The sequence below is a fragment of the Leclercia sp. 1548 genome (assembly GCF_050435045.1).
GTDB classification, from domain to species: Bacteria; Pseudomonadota; Gammaproteobacteria; order Enterobacterales; family Enterobacteriaceae; genus Enterobacter; species Enterobacter adecarboxylatus.
The window spans coordinates 142,273-164,748 of the sequence record NZ_JBNDJP010000009.1 but is presented as its reverse complement, the minus strand read 5'-3'; the positions used below and the strand labels follow the sequence as shown (position 1 = coordinate 164,748).

General features: G+C 56.4%; 22 protein-coding genes. 9 read left to right on the top strand and 13 right to left on the bottom strand.

Translation table 11 applies throughout. The annotated features are described in order from the left end of the window. Nucleotides 1-24: 24 nt before the first annotated feature. A complete protein-coding gene (locus tag ABIE02_RS20815) occupies nt 25-894 on the top strand; it encodes a phosphoribulokinase (RefSeq protein WP_032614766.1) in 870 nt (289 codons plus the stop codon). 90 nt (nt 895-984) lie between these two features. Here the strand turns inward: ABIE02_RS20815 and ABIE02_RS20810 are convergent, their stop codons facing one another. After that, entirely contained in the window at nt 985-1,389 is a 405-nt protein-coding gene (locus tag ABIE02_RS20810; protein ID WP_077226871.1) for an OsmC family protein, read from the bottom strand. Between the two features lie 309 nt (nt 1,390-1,698). On the opposite strand from ABIE02_RS20810, the gene crp reads away from it, so the two are divergent. Both crp and ABIE02_RS20800 read left to right on the top strand, forming a co-directional pair. Then, nucleotides 1,699-2,331 (top strand): cAMP-activated global transcriptional regulator CRP, encoded by a 633-nt coding sequence (crp, locus tag ABIE02_RS20805; RefSeq protein ID WP_000242758.1) that lies wholly within the window; start codon nt 1,699-1,701, stop codon nt 2,329-2,331. 57 nt (nt 2,332-2,388) lie between these two features. Then, entirely contained in the window at nt 2,389-4,476 is a 2,088-nt protein-coding gene (locus ABIE02_RS20800) for a YccS/YhfK family putative transporter (protein ID WP_059307059.1), read from the top strand. Nucleotides 4,477-4,560: 84 nt separating this feature from the next. On the opposite strand, the gene argD is transcribed toward ABIE02_RS20800, so the two are convergent. The 5 genes from argD to ppiA form a co-directional block, all read right to left on the bottom strand. Further along, a complete protein-coding gene (argD, locus tag ABIE02_RS20795) occupies nt 4,561-5,781 on the bottom strand; it encodes a bifunctional acetylornithine/succinyldiaminopimelate transaminase (RefSeq protein WP_336995227.1) in 1,221 nt (406 codons plus the stop codon). Nucleotides 5,782-5,868: 87 nt separating this feature from the next. Then, the gene (pabA, locus tag ABIE02_RS20790) at nt 5,869-6,432 is read right to left on the bottom strand and encodes an aminodeoxychorismate synthase component 2 (RefSeq protein WP_032614773.1); all 564 of its coding nucleotides are present in this window, start codon (nt 6,430-6,432) and stop codon (nt 5,869-5,871) included. Nucleotides 6,433-6,462: 30 nt separating this feature from the next. Further along, nucleotides 6,463-7,065 (bottom strand): putative adenosine monophosphate-protein transferase Fic, encoded by a 603-nt coding sequence (locus ABIE02_RS20785; RefSeq protein WP_336995228.1) that lies wholly within the window; start codon nt 7,063-7,065, stop codon nt 6,463-6,465. Next, nucleotides 7,055-7,222: a YhfG family protein gene (locus ABIE02_RS20780; RefSeq protein ID WP_071886409.1), complete on the bottom strand. Its 168-nt coding sequence runs from the start codon at nt 7,220-7,222 to the stop codon at nt 7,055-7,057. Before ABIE02_RS20780 ends, ABIE02_RS20785 begins: the two co-directional genes overlap by 11 nt. Before the next feature lie 107 nt (nt 7,223-7,329). After that, a complete protein-coding gene (gene ppiA / locus ABIE02_RS20775) occupies nt 7,330-7,902 on the bottom strand; it encodes a peptidylprolyl isomerase A (protein ID WP_032614775.1) in 573 nt (190 codons plus the stop codon). A gap of 277 nt (nt 7,903-8,179) precedes the next feature. Between ppiA and tsgA the strand changes: the two genes are divergently transcribed. Beyond that, nucleotides 8,180-9,364, top strand: coding sequence for an MFS transporter TsgA (gene tsgA / locus ABIE02_RS20770; RefSeq protein ID WP_032614776.1), 1,185 nt, complete (start codon nt 8,180-8,182; stop codon nt 9,362-9,364). Nucleotides 9,365-9,368: 4 nt separating this feature from the next. Here the strand turns inward: tsgA and ABIE02_RS20765 are convergent, their stop codons facing one another. Further along, nucleotides 9,369-10,685 carry a cytosine deaminase gene (locus ABIE02_RS20765; RefSeq protein ID WP_336995229.1) on the bottom strand — a complete coding sequence of 439 codons (1,317 nt, stop codon included), beginning with the start codon at nt 10,683-10,685 and terminating at the stop codon, nt 9,369-9,371. Between the two features lie 240 nt (nt 10,686-10,925). On the opposite strand from ABIE02_RS20765, the gene nirB reads away from it, so the two are divergent. The 5 genes from nirB (at nt 10,926) to ABIE02_RS20740 (ending at nt 16,494) form a co-directional block, all read left to right on the top strand. Beyond that, on the top strand, nt 10,926-13,469 hold the full coding sequence (gene nirB, locus ABIE02_RS20760) for a nitrite reductase large subunit NirB (RefSeq protein ID WP_032614779.1): 2,544 nt from the start codon (nt 10,926-10,928) through the stop codon (nt 13,467-13,469). Further along, nucleotides 13,466-13,792, top strand: coding sequence for a nitrite reductase small subunit NirD (gene nirD, locus ABIE02_RS20755; protein ID WP_191152136.1), 327 nt, complete (start codon nt 13,466-13,468; stop codon nt 13,790-13,792). Before nirB ends, nirD begins: the two co-directional genes overlap by 4 nt. Nucleotides 13,793-13,992: 200 nt before the next feature. Then, nucleotides 13,993-14,802, top strand: coding sequence for a nitrite transporter NirC (gene nirC, locus ABIE02_RS20750; RefSeq protein ID WP_032614782.1), 810 nt, complete (start codon nt 13,993-13,995; stop codon nt 14,800-14,802). 14 nt (nt 14,803-14,816) lie between these two features. Next, entirely contained in the window at nt 14,817-16,190 is a 1,374-nt protein-coding gene (cysG, locus tag ABIE02_RS20745) for a siroheme synthase CysG (protein WP_130588142.1), read from the top strand. Nucleotides 16,191-16,323: 133 nt separating this feature from the next. Further along, a complete protein-coding gene (locus tag ABIE02_RS20740; RefSeq protein WP_032614785.1) occupies nt 16,324-16,494 on the top strand; it encodes a YhfL family protein in 171 nt (56 codons plus the stop codon). A gap of 143 nt (nt 16,495-16,637) precedes the next feature. Here ABIE02_RS20740 and trpS read toward each other — a convergent pair whose 3' ends face one another. The 6 genes from trpS to aroB all read right to left on the bottom strand — a co-directional run bounded on the left by trpS (nt 16,638) and on the right by aroB (nt 22,452). Then, nucleotides 16,638-17,642: a tryptophan--tRNA ligase gene (gene trpS / locus ABIE02_RS20735; protein WP_032614786.1), complete on the bottom strand. Its 1,005-nt coding sequence runs from the start codon at nt 17,640-17,642 to the stop codon at nt 16,638-16,640. Then, on the bottom strand, nt 17,635-18,396 hold the full coding sequence (gph, locus tag ABIE02_RS20730; RefSeq protein WP_032614787.1) for a phosphoglycolate phosphatase: 762 nt from the start codon (nt 18,394-18,396) through the stop codon (nt 17,635-17,637). The genes trpS and gph overlap by 8 nt, the downstream gene beginning before the upstream one ends. Beyond that, nucleotides 18,389-19,066 (bottom strand): ribulose-phosphate 3-epimerase, encoded by a 678-nt coding sequence (gene rpe, locus ABIE02_RS20725; RefSeq protein ID WP_032614789.1) that lies wholly within the window; start codon nt 19,064-19,066, stop codon nt 18,389-18,391. The genes gph and rpe overlap by 8 nt, the downstream gene beginning before the upstream one ends. A 41-nt stretch (nt 19,067-19,107) precedes the next feature. After that, a complete protein-coding gene (gene dam, locus ABIE02_RS20720) occupies nt 19,108-19,920 on the bottom strand; it encodes an adenine-specific DNA-methyltransferase (RefSeq protein WP_032614792.1) in 813 nt (270 codons plus the stop codon). 67 nt (nt 19,921-19,987) lie between these two features. Next, nucleotides 19,988-21,271, bottom strand: a complete 1,284-nt coding sequence (gene damX, locus ABIE02_RS20715) for a cell division protein DamX (RefSeq protein ID WP_336995230.1) — start codon at nt 21,269-21,271, stop codon at nt 19,988-19,990. Nucleotides 21,272-21,363: 92 nt separating this feature from the next. Beyond that, nucleotides 21,364-22,452 (bottom strand): 3-dehydroquinate synthase, encoded by a 1,089-nt coding sequence (aroB, locus tag ABIE02_RS20710; protein ID WP_077226865.1) that lies wholly within the window; start codon nt 22,450-22,452, stop codon nt 21,364-21,366. Nucleotides 22,453-22,476 lie beyond the last annotated feature (24 nt).

The following is a 22,476-nucleotide window of genomic DNA, read 5'->3' as shown; positions in this document are numbered from 1 at the left end:
CATCTTTCCATTCAGGGAGTTGCTATGTCTGCCAGACATCCGGTTATTGCCGTTACAGGGTCGAGTGGTGCGGGTACTACCACCACCAGCCTCGCCTTTCGTAAGATCTTCTCCCAGCTGCATCTGCGTGCCGCAGAAGTGGAAGGCGACAGCTTTCACCGCTTCACCCGTCCTGAGATGGACATGGCCATCCGCAAGGCGCGCGATCTCGGCAAACACATCAGCTATTTTGGCCCTGAAGCGAACGACTTTGGCCTGCTGGAACAAACCTTCGCCGAATACGGGCGAAGCGGCACCGGCCAGTCGCGCAAATACCTGCATACCTATGACGAAGCGGTGCCCTGGAACCAGGTGCCAGGCACCTTTACCCCCTGGCAGCCGCTGCCGGAACCGACCGACGTCCTCTTTTACGAAGGCCTGCATGGCGGGGTAGTCACGCCGGATCACGACGTGGCGCGCCATGTTGATCTGCTGGTGGGGGTCGTGCCTATTGTCAACCTGGAGTGGATCCAGAAGCTGACGCGGGATACCAGCGAACGCGGTCATTCCCGCGAGGCGGTGATGGACTCCGTGGTGCGCTCTATGGAGGATTACATTAACTTCCTGACGCCACAGTTTTCCCGCACCCATATTAACTTCCAGCGCGTCCCGACCGTGGACACCTCGAACCCCTTTGCCGCTAAAGGCATCCCTTCGCTGGACGAGAGCTTCGTGGTGATCCATTTCCGCAATCTGGACAATATCGATTACCCCTGGCTACTGGCGATGCTACAGGGCTCGTTTATCTCACACATCAATACGCTGGTGGTCCCGGGCGGGAAGATGGGGCTGGCGATGGAGTTAATCATGATGCCGCTGGTGCAGCGGTTGATGGAAGGGAAGAAGATCGACTGAGGCTTTGTCGCCCGGTGGCGCTACGCTAACGGGCCTACAGAAACCTACTGGCCGGGCAAACGACGTGCCGCCCGGCGTTTTATCCGGGGCTTACGCCTCGATCACTTCATACGAGTGGGTAATATTGACCGCTTTCTCCAGCATCAGCGCTACGGAGCAGTACTTCTCCGCAGAGAGATCCACCGCGCGGGATACCGCAGCGTCTTTCAGTTGTTTGCCGGTAACCACGAAATGAAGATTGATATGGGTGAACAGGCGCGGCGCCTCTTCACGACGCTCTGAGGTCAGCTTAACTTCACAGTCGGTCACCTCGTGACGTCCTTTTTGCAGGATCGACACCACGTCGATCGCGCTGCATCCGCCTGCCGCCATCAGGACAACTTCCATCGGGCTTGGCGCTTTGTCGCCGGAGTTGCCATCCATTAAAATCTGGTGCCCGGAAGCCGACTCACCAAGGAACGTTAACCCTTCGACCCATTTCACACGTGCTTGCATTTTAATTAACTCCAGGATTGCATTTTTCCTGACAGATTACGCGTCAGTAACAATTCTGACAACGGAAGTCGACCTGCATCAAGCTGAAGCGAGACACCAGGAGACAGGCGGCGAAAGCTATGCTAAAACAGTCGAGATGCTACAGTAATACATTGACGTTGCACATGTATGCAGAGGACATCACACATTACAGGCTGCTAATTATTGTGCAGGCCAGACCCCAGGCAAGGGGAAGAATTCGATTGCAACCCCAGAGTACAGGTACATAGCCAGACTCTGGAGCCAGCTTATAACAGAGGATAACAGCGCATGGTGCTTGGCAAACCGCAAACAGACCCGACTCTCGAATGGTTCTTGTCTCATTGCCATATTCATAAGTACCCATCGAAGAGCACGCTGATTCACCAGGGTGAAAAAGCGGAAACGTTGTATTACATCGTCAAAGGCTCGGTGGCAGTGCTGATCAAAGATGAAGAAGGCAAAGAGATGATCCTCTCTTACCTGAATCAGGGAGATTTCATCGGCGAACTGGGCCTGTTTGAAGAAGGACAGGAGCGTAGCGCCTGGGTCCGTGCAAAAACCGCGTGTGAAGTGGCTGAGATCTCCTATAAAAAGTTCCGCCAGCTCATTCAGGTTAACCCGGATATCCTGATGCGCCTCTCTTCGCAGATGGCTCGCCGTCTGCAGGTCACGTCCGAGAAAGTGGGTAACCTCGCCTTCCTCGACGTAACAGGCCGCATTGCTCAGACCCTGCTGAACCTGGCGAAACAGCCAGACGCCATGACCCACCCGGACGGTATGCAAATTAAAATTACCCGTCAGGAAATTGGTCAGATCGTCGGATGTTCTCGTGAGACAGTGGGCCGTATTCTGAAAATGCTGGAAGATCAAAACCTGATTTCTGCCCACGGTAAAACCATCGTGGTTTACGGAACACGTTAATTCCGCTAAAACGGCGTGGCATCGCATGATGACACGCCGTTTTTGTCTCTATCACCCATGTGGCGCAGGCTCATTTATCACCCGGAAGTTAACTACGCACTGCGGCAAACGCTGGTGTTGTGTCTTCCTGTGGCTGTGGGTTTGATCCTCGGCGATCTGCAACACGGCCTGCTCTTCTCCCTCGTTCCTGCCTGCTGCAACATTGCTGGCCTGGACACACCGCATAAACGCTTTTTTAAACGCCTGACTATTGGTGGCTGCCTGTTTGCCGGCTGTAGCCTGGCTGTACAGCTGTTGCTGGCGCGCGATATTCCGCTGCCCCTCATTCTGACCGTGCTGGCGATGACGTTAGGGGTCACGGCAGAGATCAGTGCCCTGCATGCCCGACTGCTGCCCGCCTCGCTGATTGCGGCCATCTTTACCCTGAGCCTGGCGGGGAACATGCCGGTCTGGGAGCCGCTACTGCTCTATACGCTGGGCACCCTCTGGTACGGGCTGTTTAACTGGTTCTGGTTCTGGATGTGGCGCGAACAACCGCTGCGTGAATCCTTGAGCGTGCTCTATCAGCAGCTGGCCGATTATTGCGAAGCAAAATACACCCTGCTGACGCAGCATACCGACCCTGAAAAATCGTTGCCGCCGCTGCTGGCCCGCCAGCAGAAGGTGGTCGATCTGATCAGCCTCTGTTACCAGCAGCTGCATATGCTGGCGGCCAACAGAAATCACGAATACAAACGCCTGCTGCGCACCTTCCAGGTGGGGCTGGATCTGCAGGAGCATATCTCGGTCAGCCTGCATCACCCGAAGGAGGTGCAGAAGCTGGTGGAGCGCAGCCACGCCGAAGCGGTGATCCGCTGGAACGCGCAGACCGTTGCGGCACGCCTGCGGGTGCTGGCTGACGATATTCTTTATCATCGTTATCCCACCCGGTTCACCATGGACAAGCAGCTTGGCGCGCTGGAGAAAATTGCCCGTCAGCACCCGGATAACCCGGTGGGCCAGTTCTGCGCCTGGCACTTCAGCCGTATTGCCCGCGTGCTGCGCACGCAACGCCCGCTCTATCCGCGCGATCTGATGGCCGACAAGCAGAAACGCCTGCCGTTGTTCCCGGCCCTCAAAAGCTATCTGTCGCTGAAGTCTGCCGCCCTGCGTAATGCGGCGCGCATCAGCGTGATGCTGAGTATCGCCAGCCTGATGGGCATGGCGCTGCACCTGCCGAAACCTTACTGGATCCTAATGACCGTGCTGCTGGTGACGCAAAACGGCTACAGCGCGACGCGGGTACGTATTCTTCACCGGGCGGCCGGCACCATGGTGGGGCTGATCATCGCGGGCGTGACCCTGCACTTACACGTCCCGGAAGGTTATACCCTTGCCGGAATGCTGATAGTGACTCTGGTGAGCTACCTGATCATTCGCAAGAGCTACGGCTGGGCGACGGTGGGCTTTACGGTCACAGCGGTATATACCCTGCAACTGCTGACTCTGAACGGCGAGCAATTTATTATCGCCCGGCTGGCCGATACCCTGATTGGCTGCCTGATTGCTTTCGGTGGAATGGTCTGGCTGTGGCCACAGTGGCAGAGCGGGCTGCTGCGCCAGAATGCCCACGATGCACTGGAGGCCGATCAGGAAGCCATCCGCCTGATCCTCAGCGACGATCCGCAGCCGACGCCGCTGGCCTGGCAGCGCATGAAGGTCAACCAGGCGCACAACGCGCTGTTCAACTCCCTCAACCAGGCGATGCAGGAGCCGGGCTTCAACTCGGCATATCTGGCGGATATGAAGCTGTGGGTGACCCACAGTCAGTTCATCGTCGAGCATATCAACGCGATGACGACCCTGGCACGGGAGCATACGATGCTGACGCCGGACCTGGCGCAGCGTTATCTGCAATCGTGTGAAATTGCCCTTCAACGCTGCCAGCAGCGTCTGGAGTATGATTCACCGGGCGAAAGCGGCGATGAGAATATCCTGGAAGCCCCCGAAACCATGACCTACGGTCCTATGAGCACGCTGGAACAACATCTGCAGCGCACCCTCGGGCATCTGAACACCATGCACACCATTTCGTCGGTGGCATGGCGTCAGCGCCCGCATCATGGGATTTGGTTGATCCGGCGGTTGAAACGAACACCGCATTAAACGCAAAACGGTAACCCCCAGGTTACCGTTTTTTATATATGCGCCCTCTCCGTGCGGGAGAGGATAAGGATAAACGCAGCGCCCTTACGGCTGCACCACGCGCTTCACCGCCTGTGCAAAGCGGGTCATCCCTTCATCGATATCCTGACTTTCCACCAGCAGCGACGGCGCAAAGCGCATTACGTCCGGCCCGGCGTTGAGCACCATCGCCCCTTCACTGGCGGCGGCGTAGAGGAAATCGCGCGCCCGGCCTTTGTATTGCGGCTTCAGCTCGGCGCCAATCAACAGCCCCATGCCGCGAATATCGCTGAACACATCGTACCGGGCATCGATCTGCTGGAGGTGTTTCACAAACTGCTCGCGCTTCGTCATCACACCGCTCAACACTTCCGGCGTATTAATGATATCGAACGCCGCCCCTGCCACCGCGCACGCCAGCGGGTTGCCGCCGTAGGTGGAGCCGTGAGAGCCGACGTGGAACGCCGAGGCAATATCCTGGGTGGTGAGCACCGCGCTGACCGGGAAACCACCGCCGAGCGCTTTGGCGCTGGTCAGGATGTCTGGCGTCACGCCGTAGTGCATGTAGGCAAACAGATCCCCGGTACGCCCCATGCCGCTCTGCACCTCATCAAACACCAGAAGCGCCTGGTGCTGGTCGCACAACTCGCGCAGCCCCTGCAGGAACGCCGGTGTCGCCGCCATCACGCCGCCTTCACCCTGAATCGGCTCGACCACCACGGCACAGGTGTGATCGTCCATCACCGCTTTCACCGCATGCAGATCGTTAAACGGCACGTGAATGATGTCGGCTGGTTTCGGGCCAAAGCCGTCGGAATATTTAGGCTGGCCGCCCACGGTCACCGTAAAGAGCGACCGGCCATGGAAAGCGTTATGAAAGGCGATGATTTTGGTTTTAAACGGGCTATGGCGGGTGGAGGCGTAGTAGCGCGCCAGCTTAAAGGCCGTTTCGTTGGCTTCGGTGCCGGAGTTCATAAACAGCACGCGCTCGGCAAAGGTGGCGTCGATAATTTTACGCCCCAGACGCAGCGCCGGTTCGTTGGTAAAGACGTTGCTGGTGTGCCACAGGGTTTCACCCTGAGTTTTGAGCGCCTCGACCAGCGCCGGGTGACAGTGGCCTAACGCCGTCACCGCAATTCCGCCCGCAAAATCAATGTACTCTTTACCCTGCTGATCCCAGACGCGGCTGCCATTCCCCTTCACCGGGATAAACTCAGCCGGTGCATAAATTGGCAGGATAACTTCATCGAATGTTGCGCGCGTAATTGCAGATTGTTCAGTTGCCATGTAACCCCACCCTTTTTTAAGCAAGAAGCAGAAGTGAAAATATAATCACGAAATATGCTTAAAAAATCACTTTATGGCAACTAAAAATCAACGATGGAGGAAATTAGCCAGCAGTTGATGGCCCTGTTCGCTCAGAATGCTTTCCGGGTGGAACTGCACCCCTTCCAGATCCCATTCGCGATGGCGGATACCCATGATCTCCCGGGTCTCGCTCCAGGCGGTGACCTCAAAGCAGTCGGGCAAGGTTGGCGGGTCGATAACCAGAGAGTGATAGCGGGTCACGGTCAGAGGATTATTCAGGCCAGAAAACACCCCCGTGCCGTTGTGGGTCACCGGGGCGGTTTTGCCGTGCATCACTTTCGCGGCACGGACAATGGTTGCGCCCATGACCTGGGCAATGGCCTGATGCCCGAGGCAGACGCCGAGGATCGGTACTTTCCCGGCATAGTGCTTAATCACCGCCAGCGAGATCCCGGACTCATCCGGCGTGCAGGGCCCCGGAGAGATAACGATCTTTTGTGGGTTCAGCGCCGCGACATCTTCCAGAGAAAGTACGTCGTTGCGCCGGACCACCACCTCTGCCCCCAGCTCGCAAAAATACTGGTACAGGTTCCAGGTGAAAGAATCGTAGTTATCAATCAGCAGAATCATGGCGGCTCCCGAAAAAATGGCCGCCCTATTCTACTCAGTTTCCCGGGCTTCGCTTACCACTTTGCTGAAGATTGTGTTCAGCGCGCTCAAATCCCCCATCGCACCGCTCTGGTTGGCCTGCGCCCACGCTTCCGGGTCGATGCCGCGCCAGTCGAGCTGATAGCCCGCGTGGATCGCCAGCTGCTCAAAGAAGATGCGCTGAACAATACCATTGCCGATGCGGAACGGGTGCAGGACGTTGATTTCACAGTAGTAGTGGCTGAGGCGGTTAATAAAATCTGCTTTCTCCAGCCCGACGAGATACCCCTCCTCCTCCAGATCCTGCATCAGGGCATTGCCCTCTTTTTCGATATAGGCGAAGTGGCAGAATCGGGTATCCCCCTGATAAATATCCATTTCGCGGATATCGCCCGCCCAGTCAAAAATATCCTGGTAGAGATGCTGGTGAATGGCGCACAGGTGCGGCAGCCCACGTAACAGCGGCCCCAGGCTCAGGGTCGCGGCGCGCAGTGCGGTAAATTCATATGCCGCCAGGGCGAGCCGCTCGGCCTGACGAATGCCCAGCCGGTTACGCATCACATTCAGTTCAGGGTAGAGATAAGGATCGCGATCGTTACCGTATTTATCGCTCATGCTGCCCCCTTAACTCCTCAAGACGGCGTTGCGCCTCATCTGCGCTGAGGGTGACCAACGGACTATCGACCCCTTCAAGGCGGCGACTGGCCTGGAAATTGATATTTCGCTGTTGTTCCCAGAGACGGGATTTTTGTTTGTCAGTGAGCTTTTTCACCTGTTACCTCCCTGATTGCGCTCGTGTGCCACAAGTATAAGCAGCAAACTACGGTTTCGCAGGAAGGTAAAGGCAACGCGGGCATTGCTTGCCCGCGTCATCAGGGATTACGGCAGGACTTTCGCAGAGAGGATAACTACCGGTTTTGTCGGCACATTCTGGTAAGGTCCCACATCGTGAGTCTGTACCTGAGAAATTTTATCGGCCACATCCATGCCTTTCACAACTTTACCAAATACCGCATAGCCAAAATCACGCTGGCCGTGGTCGAGGAAGGCGTTATCGGCCACGTTGAGGAAGAACTGGCTGGTCGCGCTGTCTTTATCGGCGGTACGCGCCATTGAGATGGTACCGCGGCTGTTGCGCAGGCCGTTATCCGCTTCGTTCTTGATAGGCGGGTTCGGCTGTTTCTGCTGCATCTGCTCATTGAAGCCACCGCCCTGCAGCATAAAGCCCGGGATCACACGGTGGAAAGTGGTGCCGTTATAAAAACCGCTGTTCACATAATCGAGGAAGTTTTTCACAGAAACAGGGGCTTTCTGACTGTTCAGTTCCAGCTCAATGTTACCGGCAGAGGTGGTCAACAGAACGTGCGGGTCTCCTTTGGCTGCCAGCGCAGCAGGAGAGAGGGCTGAAAGGGCGAGTACAGCCGCGACAGCCGCCAGGGTTGATTTGAGCATGAGAATTCCTTAACAAAGCGCAGTAAAGAAAGCGAATGGCTTGATTCTAAAGAGCAGTATGAATACAGGCCAGCCTTTTACCTAATTTTACGAATTTGAAACAGATGTAACCGATAAGAAACCACTGACGCAGGCATTAAAGTGATACAAATCACACTAAAAACTGCAATTTTTCATTAATTACTCATAAAAGATTTAATTAGATCACATTCACGCTTAAAATCTGGCCGCTCGCAGCGCCTTCCGGGCGCTTTACATTTCTATTCACAGGCCAGTCATGACTAACAGCAATCGTATCAAGCTCACATGGATCAGCTTCTTCTCCTACGCCCTTACCGGTGCGTTGGTTATCGTCACCGGGATGGTGATGGGAAATATCGCAGAGTATTTCAACCTGCCCGTTTCCAGCATGAGTAACACCTTCACCTTTCTTAACGCCGGGATCCTCATCTCCATCTTCCTGAACGCCTGGCTGATGGAAATCGTCCCCCTGAAAACGCAGCTGCGTTTCGGCTTTGTACTGATGTTGGGTGCCGTTGCAGGTCTGATGCTCAGCCACAGCATCGCCCTGTTCTCTGCCGCCATGTTTGTGCTTGGGCTGGTCAGCGGGATCACTATGTCCATCGGGACGTTTCTCATTACCCACATGTATGAAGGCCGCCAGCGCGGCGCGCGTCTGCTGTTTACCGACTCCTTCTTCAGCATGGCAGGGATGATCTTCCCGATGGTGGCCGCCGTTCTGCTGGCGCGCAGCATTGAGTGGTACTGGGTTTACGCCTGCATCGGCCTGGTCTACGTGGCGATTTTTGTCCTGACCTTCGGCTGCGATTTCCCGGTTCTCGGCAAGAAAGCGCAAACCACCAGCGAGCCGGTGGTAAAAGAGAAGTGGGGTATCGGCGTACTGTTCCTTTCCATTGCCGCTCTGTGCTACATCCTCGGCCAGCTGGGCTTTATCTCCTGGGTGCCAGAGTATGCCAAAGGCCTGGGAATGAGCCTGAACGATGCCGGTCAGCTGGTGAGTGACTTCTGGATGTCCTACATGTTCGGTATGTGGGCCTTCAGCTTTATTCTGCGCTTCTTCGACCTGCAGCGGATTCTCACCGTGCTGGCCGGTGCCGCCACCGTGCTGATGTACCTGTTCATCAACGGTTCGCCGGAACAGATGCCGTGGTTTATCCTGACGCTCGGCTTCTTCTCCAGCGCCATCTACACCTCGATCATTACTCTGGGTTCACTGCAAACCAAAGTCGCCTCGCCGAAACTGGTTAACTTCGTGCTTACCTGCGGCACCATCGGGACCATGCTGACCTTCGTCGTCACCGGCCCGATTGTGGCACACAGCGGCCCACTGGCGGCGTTACACACCGCTAACGGCCTCTACGCTGTGGTGTTCGTGATGTGTCTGGTGCTGGGTTTCGTGACCCGCCACCGCCAGCACAATACTGCGGCAGCGTCTCACTGATGCCTCATGCCCCTCTGCTGCCTGCAGAGGGGCTGTTTTGGGTAAAGCACACCTCTTCTCCCCCGCGATCTGTCTGTATCCACGTCTGTGCCAGCTGCGTGGTGGCAATCACCCTTCCCTGACGAATCGACCAGCGTACCGGCACCTGACACCGCACCGCATCAAAACCCGTCTCCGCAGGCAGGATCACCAGGTTAGCCGGGTTGCCCGGTTCAATGCCGTAATCGGCCAGACCAAAAGTACGCGCGCTGTTATGGGTGATCAGGTTAAGTCCGCTGTCGATTTGCGGATAACCCATCATCTGACAGATATGCAGCCCCATATGCAGAACCTGCAACATATTGCCGGTGCCCAGCGGATACCAGGGATCAAACACATCGTCATGACCGAAGCAGACGTTAATCCCCGCCTCCAGCAACTCCTTCACCCGCGTAATGCCGCGCCGCTTCGGATAGTCGTCAAAACGGCCCTGCAAATGAATATTCACCAGCGGATTGGCGACAAAGTTAATCCCGGAAAGCTTCAACAGACGAAACAGCCGTGACGTGTAAGCCCCGTTATAAGAGTGCATCGCGGTGGTGTGGCTGGCGGTGACACGCGGGCCGATCCCGGCTTCATACGCCAGCGTCGCCACCGTTTCGACAAACCGTGACTGCTCGTCGTCAATCTCGTCGCAGTGAATATCCAGCGGCCGGTCGTACTTCTTCGCCAGTTCAAACGCAATATGCAGCGACTGCACGCCATACTCGCGGGTGAACTCAAAGTGCGGGATGGCCCCCACCACGTCGGCCCCCAACTGCAATGCCTCTTCCAGCAGGGCGGCACCGTTGGGGTAAGAGAGGATCCCCTCCTGCGGGAAGGCGACGATTTGCAGCTCAACCCAGGGGGCTACCTCCTGCTTCACCTCCAGCATCGCCTTCAGGGCGGTAAGGGTCGGGTCAGAGACATCCACATGCGTACGAACAAACTGGATACCGTTGGCGATCTGCCACTTGAGGGTCTTCCACGCCCGGGCTTTGACATCTTCATGGCTGAGCAGCGCCTTGCGCTCCGCCCAGCGTTCGATGCCCTCAAACAGCGTGCCGGACTGGTTCCAGTTCGGTTCACCCGCAGTCTGGGTGGTATCAAGATGAATATGCGGCTCGATAAAAGGCGGTAGGGCCAGGCCACCCCGCGCGTTTAACACTTCATAGCTCTCGCTTTGCCCCTCGCCCGTTGGGGTGATTTCGCCAAAACGACCGTTCTCAATAGCCAGTTGCCATAATCCGTCCCGACCCGGTAACCGGACGTTCTGGATCAGCCAAAGCGGTGCTGTAGACATCGTATTCTCCCGAAAAAGGGGGCTGAAATTTAGGAGTAGCGGATCGATAAGATTAGCCCCCTAATTTGTACACAAAATCGGCTAAGACGAAAAGCCTGCGATTTCCGTTACTTAGAAAAATCCTGACAAATCAGTCATCTACCCACTAAGGAGTAGTTTAAGGCGTATTTGATTTGCATCAATAAGTGGCTTTGCTGAATCGTTAAGGTAGGCAGTAATAGAAAAGAAATCGAGGCAAAAATGAGCAAAGTCAGACTCGCGATTATCGGTAACGGCATGGTCGGTCACCGCTTTATTGAGGATCTTCTTGATAAAGCCGATGCTGACCGGTTCGATATTACCGTGTTCTGTGAAGAACCCCGTAAGGCGTACGACCGCGTGCACCTCTCCTCCTATTTCTCTCACCACACCGCTGAAGAGCTTTCTCTGGTGCGTGAAGGTTTTTACGAGAAACATGGCGTGAAGGTGCTGGTGGGCGAACGCGCTATTACCATCAACCGTCAGGAAAAAGTGATTCATTCCAGTGCGGGACGCACGGTTTTTTACGACAAACTGATCATGGCGACAGGCTCTTACCCGTGGATCCCACCGATCAAAGGGTCAGAAACTCAGGATTGCTTCGTCTATCGTACCATTGAAGATCTCAACGCCATTGAATCCTGCGCCCGTCGCAGCAAACGCGGCGCGGTGGTCGGCGGCGGTCTGCTCGGCCTCGAGGCCGCGGGCGCGCTTAAAAACTTAGGCGTTGAAACCCACGTCATCGAATTTGCCCCGATGCTGATGGCTGAGCAGCTTGACCACATGGGTGGCGAGCAGCTCAAACGCAAAATTGAGAGCATGGGTGTGAAAGTTCACACCAGCAAAAATACCAAAGAGATCGTCCAGGAAGGCACCGAAGCGCGTAAAACCATGCGCTTTGCCGACGGCAGCGACCTGGAAGTCGACTTCATCGTCTTCTCTACCGGTATCCGCCCGCGCGACAAACTGGCTACCCAGTGTGGCCTGGCCGTTGCCCAGCGCGGCGGCATCATGATCAACTCCACCTGCCAGACCTCCGATCCCGATATCTATGCCATCGGGGAGTGCGCCAGCTGGGAAAATCACGTTTACGGTCTGGTTGCCCCTGGCTACAAAATGGCGCAGGTCACTGCCGACCATATCCTCGGTAATGAAAACGCCTTCACCGGCGCAGACATGAGCGCCAAGCTGAAACTGCTGGGCGTTGACGTGGGCGGCATTGGTGATGCACACGGTCGCACGCCAAACTCCCGCAGCTACGTTTACCTCGACGAAAGCAAAGAAGTTTATAAGCGTCTTATCGTAAGCCCGGACAACAAGACCCTGCTCGGTGCGGTGCTGGTGGGTGATACCAGCGACTTCGGTAACCTGCTCCAGCTGGTACTGAACGCCATCGAACTGCCGGAAAACCCGGACGCCCTGATCCTGCCAGCCCACGCGGCCAGCGGTAAACCTTCGATTGGTGTCGATAAACTGCCAGACAGCGCGCAGATTTGCTCCTGCTTCGATGTCACCAAAGGCATGCTGATTTCTGCCATCAATAAGGGTTGCCACACCGTGGCGGCGCTGAAGGCCGAAACCAAAGCCGGTACCGGCTGCGGCGGTTGTATCCCACTGGTCACCCAGGTGCTCAACGCCGAGCTGGCGAAACAGGGCATTGAAGTGAACAATAACCTGTGCGAGCACTTCGCTTACTCTCGCCAGGAGCTGTATCACCTGATCCGCGTGGAAGGCATCAAATCCTTCGACGAGCTGCTGCAGAAACATGGCCAGGGTTACGGCTGTGAAGTGTGTAAACCAACCGTCGGTTCTCTGCTGGCCTCCTGCTGGAATGAGTACGTGCTCAAGCCGCAGCACACCCCGCTGCAGGACACCAACGACAACTTCCTGGCCAACATCCAGAAAGACGGTACTTACTCGGTGATCCCACGTTCTGCCGGCGGGGAAATCACCCCGGAAGGCCTGGTGGCAGTGGGCCGTATCGCCCGCGAATTTAACCTGTACACCAAAATCACCGGTTCCCAGCGTATCGGTCTGTTCGGTGCGCAGAAAGACGACCTGCCGGAAATCTGGCGTCAGCTGATTGAAGCAGGCTTCGAAACCGGTCATGCCTATGCCAAAGCGCTGCGTATGGCGAAAACCTGCGTCGGCAGCACCTGGTGCCGCTACGGCGTGGGCGACAGCGTCGGCTTCGGCGTTGAGCTGGAAAACCGCTACAAAGGCATCCGCACCCCGCACAAAATGAAGTTCGGCGTCTCTGGCTGTACCCGTGAATGTGCCGAAGCGCAGGGTAAAGATGTGGGTATCATCGCCACTGAGAAAGGCTGGAACCTGTACGTCTGCGGTAACGGCGGGATGAAACCACGTCATGCAGATCTGCTGGCGGCGGATATCGACCGTGAAACGCTGATCAAGTACCTCGATCGCTTCATGATGTTCTACATCCGTACCGCAGACAAACTGACCCGTACCGCACCGTGGCTGGATAACCTGGAAGGCGGCATCGACTACCTGAAGTCAGTGATCATCGACGACAAACTCGGCCTGAACGCGACGCTGGAAGAAGAGATGGCACGCCTGCGTGACGCCGTGATTTGCGAATGGACTGAAACCGTCAACACCCCGGCGGCGCAGGTTCGCTTCAAACACTTTATCAACAGCACCCAGCGCGACCCAGGCGTGCAGGTGGTGCCAGAGCGCGAGCAGCATCGCCCGGCAACACCTTATGAACGCATTCCGGTCATGCTGGTGGAGGAAAACGTATGAGCCAGTGGGTAAACATCTGCAAAATCGACGACATCCTGCCTGCCACCGGCGTGTGCGCGCTGTTAGGTCATGAGCAGGTTGCTATTTTCCGTCCGCGCCACGACGAACAGGTCTTTGCCATCAGCAATATCGACCCGTTCTTTGAGGCCAGCGTGCTGTCCCGTGGGATTATCGCTGAGCATCAGGGCGAGCTATGGGTTGCCAGCCCGCTGAAAAAGCAGCGTTTCCGTCTGAGCGACGGACGCTGCATGGAAGATGAAAGCCACTCCGTGAAGCACTATGACGTTCGTGTCAAAGACGGCAAAGTGCAGCTTCGAGGCTGATTAACACGGGGGCGCAATGCCCCCGCTTTTGTAATGTTCTCCCGTTCGGGATTTTTTCAACTTTTTACACGAAATCATGTGCGCTGCATCGCGGCGGCAACTGAACGAATCCCCAGGCGCATAGTTCACTGTGTGACTGGGGTGAGTGAAGGCAGCCAACAACGAGGCAGCGTAGAGGATGAAGTGTACAGGATAATCAAATGTTTACAGACACTATCAATAAGTGTGCGGCTAATGCTGCGCGTATTGCCCGCCTCAGTAAAAACAGTCCCCTCGGATTTTGGATCAGCTCCGCCATGGCGGGGGCCTATGTCGGGTTGGGGATCATTTTAATTTTCACCCTCGGCAATCTGCTCGATCCCTCTGTTCGTCCGCTGGTGATGGGCGCCACCTTTGGTATCGCCCTGACCCTGGTCATCATCGCTGGCTCTGAACTGTTCACCGGCCACACCATGTTCCTGACGCTGGGCGTGAAAGCGGGCACCATCACTCAGGGCCAGATGTGGGCGATCCTGCCACAAACCTGGCTCGGCAACCTGGTCGGCTCCGTGTTTGTCGCCCTGCTCTACAGCTGGGGCGGTGGTAGCCTGCTGCCGGTTGATACCAGTCTCGTTCACACCGTCGCGCTGGCAAAAACCTCCGCACCGGCGATGGTGCTGTTCTTCAAGGGCGCGCTCTGTAACTGGCTGGTGTGTCTTGCTATCTGGATGGCAATCCGCACTGAAGGCGCCGCGAAATTTATCGCTATCTGGTGGTGTCTGCTGGCCTTTATCGCTTCCGGCTACGAGCACTCCGTAGCCAACATGACGCTGTTTGCCCTCTCCTGGTTCGGTCACCACAGCGAAGCGTATACGCTGTCAGGTATCGGCCATAACCTGTTGTGGGTAACCCTTGGCAATACTCTTTCTGGGGTTGTATTTATGGGTTGGGGTTACTGGTATGCTACCCCTAAAGCGGAGCGTCCGACTCCGGCTACCATCGCAACCGTTCAGGCGAAAGCCAACCCGTAAGAAGAGGTAATGTCGTGGATCACCTGCCAATATTCTGTCAATTACGCCATCGCGACTGCCTGCTTGTAGGTGGTGGCGATGTGGCTGAACGTAAAGCCCGCCTGCTGTTAGAGGCCGGTGCCCGACTCACCGTCAATGCCCTCGCCTTCGCCCCGCAATTCACCGTGTGGGCGCAGGAAGGGATGCTCACCCTCGTCGAAGGGGAATTTCGGGAATCGCTGCTCGATACCTGCTGGCTGACCATTGCCGCCACTGACGACGATGCGGTTAACCAGCGCGTCAGTGACGCCTGTGAAGCGCGGCGGATCTTCTGCAACGTGGTGGATGCGCCGAAAGAGGCGAGCTTTATCATGCCGTCGATTATTGATCGCTCGCCGCTGATGGTCGCCGTCTCCTCCGGTGGGACTTCACCAGTGCTGGCGCGCCTGCTGCGCGAAAAGCTGGAAGCGATCCTGCCGCAGCATCTGGGTCAGGTGGCTCATTACGCAGGGAAACTGCGCGCCCGGGTGAAAAAGCAGTTCGCCACCGTCGGCGAGCGCCGCCGCTTCTGGGAGAAATTCTTTGTGAACGATCGCCTGGCGCAGTCGCTGGCGAATCAGGATCAGAAAGCCGTGGATGAGACGACCGAGCAGCTTATCAATGCGCCGCTCGATCACCGCGGCGAAGTGGTGCTGGTGGGGGCGGGTCCAGGCGATGCGGGCCTGTTGACCCTGAAAGGGCTGCAGCAGATCCAGCAGGCGGATATCGTGGTCTATGACCGCCTGGTCTCCGACGACATCATGAACCTGGTGCGCCGGGATGCGGATCGGGTGTTTGTTGGCAAACGTGCCGGGTATCACTGCGTACCGCAGGAAGACATTAACCAGATCCTGCTGCGTGAAGCGCAAAAGGGTAAACGCGTGGTGCGCCTGAAAGGCGGCGATCCGTTTATCTTCGGGCGCGGCGGCGAGGAACTGGAAACCCTGTGCGAGGCAGGCATTCCGTTCTCGGTGGTGCCGGGCATTACCGCTGCCTCTGGCTGTTCTGCCTATTCAGGTATCCCGCTGACCCACCGTGACTACGCCCAGAGCGTGCGCCTGGTCACCGGCCATCTGAAAACCGGCAGCGAACTGGACTGGTATAACCTGGCGGCAGAGAAACAGACTCTGGTGTTCTATATGGGGCTGAACCAGGCGGCGACCATTCAGGCTAAGCTGCTCGAACACGGCATGGAGGCGACAATGCCGGTTGCGCTGGTGGAAAACGGCACGTCGATCAAACAGCGTGTGGTGAGTGGCGTGTTAACCGAGCTGGGCGAGCTGGCGCAGCAGGTTGAAAGCCCGGCGCTGATCGTGGTGGGCCGCGTGGTGGCGCTGCGTGACAAGCTCAACTGGTTCTCAAATCATTAAGTCAGACTGAACATAATCTCCGCAAAATGAGTAGTCCTGTTATGGACTACTCCTCTCTTACTGCTGTCGATAACATGCTCTCCGAGAAAGCCTATTTCTCTCTATTCCCTCATGTTATTGACAAGGAAGCGTTATGTTCAAACTGGCAAAGATTGCCCTGGTTGCAGGCATCTTAACTACCCTGACGGCGTGCACTGGCCACGTGCAAAACACCAAAAATAACTGCAGCTACGACTACTTGCTGCACCCGGCGATCTCTATCTCCAAGATCATCGGCGGCTGCGGCCCGGCAGCAAATCAGTAAGCTTTTTTCAGGCATAAAAAAACCGGGAATATCCCGGTTTTTTTATTGGTAGAGCAGTGCGGCCTGATGCCTTCGTCCTGCTCCTCTCTTAAGAGAGCGTACAAAGCCTGGAAACGGTAACAGGGTTACCGTTTTGCTTTTACTTATGGCTTCGCCACAAACCCAATCGCTTCATACACCGCTTTCAGCGTTTCGGAGGCGCGCGCGCTGGCTTTCTCGGCTCCTTCTTTCATCACTTTCTGCAGGAAGGCTTCGTCATTGCGGAACTGGTGATAACGCGCCTGCAGCTCGGTCAACATGCCGGAGACCGCGTCCGCCACTTCGCCTTTCAGATGGCCGTACATTTTGCCTTCGAAGTGCTGCTCCAGCTCGGGAATGCTCTGGCCAGTGACGGCAGAGAGGATATCCAGCAGGTTAGAGACGCCCGCTTTATTCTGCACGTCGTAACGCACCACAGGTGGCTCGTCAGAGTCGGTAACCGCACGCTTAAGCTTCTTCACCACCGCTTTCGGATCTTCCAGCAGGCCGATCACGTTGTTGCGGTTATCATCCGACTTGGACATCTTTTTGGTCGGCTCCAGCAGGGACATCACGCGGGCACCGGATTTCGGAATGAACGGCTCTGGCACCTTGAAGATATCGCCGTAAATCGCGTTGAAGCGCTGGGCCACGTCGCGGCTCAGTTCCAGATGCTGCTTCTGGTCTTCACCCACCGGAACCTGGTTGGTCTGATACAGCAGAATGTCAGCCGCCATCAGGACCGGATAGTCAAACAGACCGGCGTTGATGTTTTCAGCGTAACGGGAAGACTTATCCTTGAACTGGGTCATACGGCTCAGTTCGCCGAAATAGGTATAGCAGTTCAGCGCCCAGCCCAGCTGCGCGTGTTCCGGGACGTGAGACTGAACGAAGATGGTGCTTTTCTCAGGATCGATACCGCAGGCCAGATACAGCGCAAGGGTGTCGAGCGTCGCTTTACGCAACTGCTGCGGATCCTGGCGCACGGTAATGGCGTGCTGGTCAACGATGCAGTAGATACAGTGATAGTCATCCTGCATGTTCACCCACTGACGCAGCGCACCCATATAGTTGCCAATGGTCAGTTCACCTGAGGGCTGTGCGCCACTAAATACGATGGGCTTAGTCATTTTTCAATTCCTGATTTTCACTGTGCGAAAGCCCGAGAACGGGCAGTAAATCTTTGAAGTGGTCGAAGACGAAATCCGGCTCACTCAGCGTAATGGATTCACCGTAGTTGTAGCCATAGGTCAGGCCCACGGACGGGCAACCTGCAGCCCTGGCCGCCAGAATATCATTGCGCGAATCCCCTACAAAGAGCAGCGCATCCGGCGTTAAGGATAATTTTCCTGCCACCAGCAACAGCGGCTCGGGATGCGGCTTTTTATTCTGCACGTCATCGCCACCGACAACCACCGAGAAGTAGTCGGCGATACCCAGCGCTTCCAGCAAAGGCGCGACAAAGGCCGTCGGTTTGTTGGTGACCAGCGCCAGCGGCATACCTTCAGCATGCAGCGCGCTCAGGGTGCCCGCCACATCCGGGAACAGGAAGCTGCCCTCTTCTACCGTCTCTTCATAAAAACGGTTGAACAGCTTACGCAGGAGGCGAATTTGCTCTTCCTGCGGGATATCCGCGTGATCGACGCCAGGTTTGCCCTGCGCCGCACGCTGAATGGCACGCTCCTGACGCGCCCAGGTCAGCGCGCGCTCCATCAGCACGTCTGCCCCGTTACCAATCCACGTTATCACGCGGTCTTCACCCGCCATCGGCAGTTCCAGCGCATACAGCGCCTGGTCAACCGCCGCGGTTAAGCCCGGCGCGCTGTCCACCAGCGTGCCGTCGAGGTCAAATGCAACGCCCCGAATTGCCTGCAACTTATTCATGACTTACCTTCGCCAGTTCACTGCGCATTTCATCGATGACTTTCTTGTAGTCCGGCTGGTCGAAAATCGCCGAGCCGGCCACGAACATATCTGCGCCCGCCGCGGCGATGTCGCCGATATTGCTTACCTTCACGCCGCCATCCACTTCAAGACGGATATCAAAGCCTGATTCGTCGATGCGGCGACGCACTTCACGCAGCTTATCCAGGGTTTGTGGAATGAAGGATTGACCACCAAAGCCCGGGTTGACGGACATCAGCAGGATCACGTCCAGCTTATCCATCACGTAATCAAGGTAGCTCAGCGGCGTGGCTGGGTTAAACACCAGGCCCGCCTTACAGCCGTGCTCTTTAATCAGCTGCAGGGTGCGGTCAACGTGTTCAGAGGCTTCAGGGTGGAAAGTGATGATGCTGGCACCCGCGGCGGCAAAATCCGGCACGATGCGGTCGACCGGCTTCACCATCAGATGCACGTCAATGGGGGCGGTCACGCCGTAGTTGCGCAGTGCCTTCAGTACCATCGGGCCGATGGTCAGGTTAGGCACGTAGTGGTTATCCATAACGTCGAAATGAACGACATCCGCACCGGCAGCCAGGGCTTTCGCGGTATCTTCGCCCAGCCGGGCAAAATCAGCCGAAAGAATTGAGGGTGCAATCAAATACTGTTTCATCCGCATCTCCTTGAACTTTGTTTAACGGCGGGCGAAACGGCTCAGGGTAGATAGAGAGCCAGCAGTTCGTCCACCTTTTTACGTGTACCGCCGTTGCTGCTGATGCTGCGCCGGACTTTGACCTGAAAATGCTCTGCGGTTTTGTACCATTCGCGCGTATCAGGCGTGTCGTGATTCGAAATTAACACCGGAATTCTTTTGCTGACCAGCTTTTCCGCCATTTCTGCCAGACGCGCCTGCTCGGCAGGGCTGAAGCTGTTGGTGTGATAAGCGGTAAAGTTCGCGGTGGCAGACAGCGGGGCGTACGGGGGATCACAGTAAACCACCGAGTTAACGTCAGCACGGTCCATACACTCTTCATAGGAGAGGCAATGGAACTCCGCATTCTGCGCTTTTTCAGCAAAGTGATACAACTCGGCCTCAGGAAAATAAGGGCGCTTGTAGCGACCAAAAGGCACGTTGAATTGACCACGCAGATTATACCGGCACAGGCCGTTGTAGCCATGGCGGTTGAGGTAGAGGAACAGCACTGCACGACGGAACTTATCCTGGCACTGATTAAATTCAGTGCGAAACAGATAGTAAACGTCCGGGTTGTTGTTCTCTGGGGTAAACAGCTTACGCGCCTCAGCAACGTACTCGTCGGTACGCAGCTTTACGATGTTATAGAGGTCGATAAGATCGCTGTTGATATCCGCAAGGATATAACGGGAGTAGTCGGTATTGAGGAATACCGAGCCAGCGCCCACAAAGGGTTCGACAAGACACTCACCCGCAGGCAGGCGTTGTTTAATATCATCGAGCAGGGGGTATTTCCCCCCTGCCCATTTCAGAAAAGCGCGATTTTTTTTCATGCTGACTAACTGATTACACCTTCTCCGGCTGTGGAGAAAGCTCCGACAGCATCCTGCGCTTCACAGATTACTTCAAATCGGACTGAACCTGACGGATCGGCTTCGCCCATGGGTTTTTCGCCTGAACATCGGCTGGCAGTGTGGCAACCGCGCGTTTTGCTTCATCTTTCGAAGCATACACACCGCTCACCAGCACATACCACGGCTGACCGTTACGGGTAGTCTCATAGACGACAAAGTTTTTCAGGTTCGACTTTTTCGCCCAGCTGTTCAGGTTGTCATAGTTGGAAGAACTGCTCAACTGCAGCGTGTAATTGCTGGAGGAGGCAGACTTCAGTGAACTCACATTTCCTGACGTTTTACCGGTGCTGGCCGTGGCCGCAGGGGCTGCTGCCGCTGGCGTCGAGGCTGTCGCCGTCGGCGCTGGCGTTGCGGTCGCCTTCGGTGCCGCCGCTGTCGCAGCAGGCGCTTTCGCCGGTGCGCTGGTCGTGGTTTCGTTACGCTTAGGCTGAGTGGTCGCTTTCGGCTCTTCCGCTTTCGCCACTGGCTGCGGCTTCACGTCACGCTTCGGCTCAATCACCGTTTGTTTACGTTCCTGATGCTGAGCAGGCTTCGTCTGACGTGGCGCAGATTCTGTCGACGCCGTCTGATGTTGCCCGGTCGCACCGCGGATTGGCGCCACGGTCGCAGGCTCGGTCGGCAGCGTGGAGTTGACCACCACATTGTTAACCTGCTGCTGGTTCTGCGGCTGCGTCAGCGCATTGTTCAGATCGCCCTGCACTTCAACACGCTGCTGGCCTTCCGGGGTTGCCGGTGCCTGACCCTGGGTTGGTGTGGACGCTACTGGTGGCAGAGAGATATCCTGCTGGGTGTTCCCGGCAGTCTGCTCAGCGGAAGTGGTACCCGGCGCAGGCTGGGTGCCATTGGCCTGATCGGCAGCATTGCCGGACAGATCAACACTCTTCTCAGTAGAGGCGCTCTGATCCGCTGGATTGCTTGACGGGGCTTTAAGTGCCGAGCCGACGCCGATAATCAGCAGCAGCAGGACCAGCACACCCAGCCCCATCATAATGTACTGGCGGGAAGCGGGCTTCGCCGGAGCAGCTTTGCGCTTACGCGGACGGCGCTCAACGGGCGCTTCGTCCACTGAATCATCATCAGACTCATAATCTTCTTCACGCTCGTCGCGGGCAGCACGGCCACGCGAAGGACGAGGATCATCGTTGTCGAGATCGACCTCATCAAAGTTGATTTGCGGCTCGTTATCACGTTCTGAAGATTGGCGAGTACGACCAGTACGACGATCGCTGGGATCGGGTTTCAGCTCGTCTTCTGGTTTGAATTCATCCATTTAACACCCCACTAAAAGGCTTATGCCTACGACTTTGCACATCACCTGAAGCAAAATGGCTACGTTTTACCGCAGCCGGACCTTTCTAATAGTTACGCCTGCTGACAATCAGCAATAGCGCCAAGAACCACATCGTGCGGCACACCGCCACGCACTTCACTCTTACCTATCGCAAGCGGGAGCACCAGACGCATCTCGCCTGCTAATACTTTTTTATCGCGCATCATATGCGGCAGGTAGGCCTGCGCCGACATTTCACGCGGCCCGGTCACCGGTAACCCGGCACGCTCCAGCAGCGTGATAATGCGTTGTGTATCGGCCTTGCTGAACTGACCCAGACGCTCCGAGGTGCGAGCGGCCATCACCATCCCCGCCGCAACGGCCTCGCCATGCAGCCAGTTACCGTAGCCCATTTCGGCTTCGATAGCATGACCGTAGGTGTGCCCCAGATTCAGTAAAGCACGTAAGCCTGTTTCGCGCTCGTCTGCAGCCACGACTTCTGCTTTCAGCTCACAGCAGCGGCGAATACAGTACGCCATCGCCTGACCATCCAGACGCAGTAAGGCATCCATGTTCTCTTCCAGCCAGCTAAAGAACGCACCGTCCAGAATAATGCCGTACTTGATCACTTCCGCCAGGCCCGACGCCAGTTCACGCTGAGGCAAGGTTTGCAGACAGTCGAGATCCACCACCACCGAAGCGGGCTGGTAGAACGCGCCAATCATGTTTTTGCCAAGCGGATGGTTAACGGCCGTTTTGCCGCCAACAGAAGAGTCGACCTGCGACAACAGCGTGGTAGGAATTTGAATAAAACGGACGCCGCGCTGATAGCTTGCCGCAGCAAATCCCGTAAGATCGCCCACAACACCGCCGCCTAACGCCAGCAGTGTAGTATCGCGACCATGCGGTTTTTGCAGTAATGCGGTAAAGACGGTATCCAGTACCGTCAGGCTTTTATACTGCTCGCCATCAGGCAGAATCACACTGTCGACCTTCACGCCAGCCTGTTCAAGGCGCTGACGTACGTTGTCGAGATAAAGCGGAGCCAGCGTCTCATTGGTGACCAGCATTGCCTGATCACCCGCTTTCAGTGGTAAGAAGGAAGCTGGGTCGTTAAACAAACCAGCCGCGATAGTGATAGGGTAACTCCGTTCACCGAGAGTGACTGTAATCCTCTCCATAACGCGACATCCACCTTAAATGCT

Coding starts and splice junctions, on each gene's coding strand:
- ABIE02_RS20815 (WP_032614766.1), top strand. CDS start 25: ATGTCTGCCAGACATCCGGTTATTGCCGTTACAGGGTCGAGTGGTGCG.
- ABIE02_RS20810 (WP_077226871.1), bottom strand. CDS start 1,389: ATGCAAGCACGTGTGAAATGGGTCGAAGGGTTAACGTTCCTTGGTGAG.
- crp (WP_000242758.1), top strand. CDS start 1,699: ATGGTGCTTGGCAAACCGCAAACAGACCCGACTCTCGAATGGTTCTTG.
- ABIE02_RS20800 (WP_059307059.1), top strand. CDS start 2,389: ATGTGGCGCAGGCTCATTTATCACCCGGAAGTTAACTACGCACTGCGG.
- argD (WP_336995227.1), bottom strand. CDS start 5,781: ATGGCAACTGAACAATCTGCAATTACGCGCGCAACATTCGATGAAGTT.
- pabA (WP_032614773.1), bottom strand. CDS start 6,432: ATGATTCTGCTGATTGATAACTACGATTCTTTCACCTGGAACCTGTAC.
- ABIE02_RS20785 (WP_336995228.1), bottom strand. CDS start 7,065: ATGAGCGATAAATACGGTAACGATCGCGATCCTTATCTCTACCCTGAA.
- ppiA (WP_032614775.1), bottom strand. CDS start 7,902: ATGCTCAAATCAACCCTGGCGGCTGTCGCGGCTGTACTCGCCCTTTCA.
- tsgA (WP_032614776.1), top strand. CDS start 8,180: ATGACTAACAGCAATCGTATCAAGCTCACATGGATCAGCTTCTTCTCC.
- ABIE02_RS20765 (WP_336995229.1), bottom strand. CDS start 10,685: ATGTCTACAGCACCGCTTTGGCTGATCCAGAACGTCCGGTTACCGGGT.
- nirB (WP_032614779.1), top strand. CDS start 10,926: ATGAGCAAAGTCAGACTCGCGATTATCGGTAACGGCATGGTCGGTCAC.
- nirD (WP_191152136.1), top strand. CDS start 13,466: ATGAGCCAGTGGGTAAACATCTGCAAAATCGACGACATCCTGCCTGCC.
- nirC (WP_032614782.1), top strand. CDS start 13,993: ATGTTTACAGACACTATCAATAAGTGTGCGGCTAATGCTGCGCGTATT.
- ABIE02_RS20740 (WP_032614785.1), top strand. CDS start 16,324: ATGTTCAAACTGGCAAAGATTGCCCTGGTTGCAGGCATCTTAACTACC.
- trpS (WP_032614786.1), bottom strand. CDS start 17,642: ATGACTAAGCCCATCGTATTTAGTGGCGCACAGCCCTCAGGTGAACTG.
- gph (WP_032614787.1), bottom strand. CDS start 18,396: ATGAATAAGTTGCAGGCAATTCGGGGCGTTGCATTTGACCTCGACGGC.
- rpe (WP_032614789.1), bottom strand. CDS start 19,066: ATGAAACAGTATTTGATTGCACCCTCAATTCTTTCGGCTGATTTTGCC.
- dam (WP_032614792.1), bottom strand. CDS start 19,920: ATGAAAAAAAATCGCGCTTTTCTGAAATGGGCAGGGGGGAAATACCCC.
- damX (WP_336995230.1), bottom strand. CDS start 21,271: ATGGATGAATTCAAACCAGAAGACGAGCTGAAACCCGATCCCAGCGAT.
- aroB (WP_077226865.1), bottom strand. CDS start 22,452: ATGGAGAGGATTACAGTCACTCTCGGTGAACGGAGTTACCCTATCACT.